Origin of the sequence: Chromobacterium sp. ASV23, from assembly GCF_016428945.1 — a bacterium.
GTDB classification, from domain to species: domain Bacteria; phylum Pseudomonadota; class Gammaproteobacteria; order Burkholderiales; family Chromobacteriaceae; genus Chromobacterium; species Chromobacterium sinusclupearum.
The window spans coordinates 1-469 of the sequence record NZ_JAELTR010000179.1 but is presented as its reverse complement, the minus strand read 5'-3'; the positions used below and the strand labels follow the sequence as shown (position 1 = coordinate 469).

1 protein-coding gene is annotated in these 469 nt (G+C 60.3%); it reads left to right on the top strand.

The window, feature by feature from the left end; genetic code table 11:
• The coding region (locus JHD59_RS22145) for a hypothetical protein (RefSeq protein ID WP_199155857.1) at nucleotides 1-469 on the top strand (469 nt) is incomplete at both ends.

Below are 469 nucleotides of genomic sequence, written 5' to 3'. Positions count from 1 at the left end.
CGATCGATCCGTCTGCCAAGCCGGTGGTGAAGGCATTGAAGGTCAAGGGTCCGCTCGAAGTGGGCAAGGACCTGACCGGTACTTACCAGTTTGACGCCAACAACGGCAACGGTACCGACAAGTCGACGTTTGCCTGGGGCGAGAAGGGTAAGACCGACGCGGCCAAGGGCGAGACTGTTGTCCAGTCGGGTACCGTGCCAGCGCACAAGATTGTCGTAGCCGATGCTGGCAAGGTGCTGGAAGTGGGCGTGCAGGCGAAGAACGGCGCCAATGTGGTGGGCAACACCGCCAAAGTGGCGACCGATGGTTCGATGTCTGAGAACGAAGGCGGCGGCAACGAAACCGAGGGCGGCGACAACGGCAAGCCGATCGATCCGTCTGCCAAGCCGGTGGTGAAGGCATTGAAGGTCAAGGGTCCGCTCGAAGTGGGCAAGGACCTGACCGGTACTTACCAGTTTGATGCCAACAA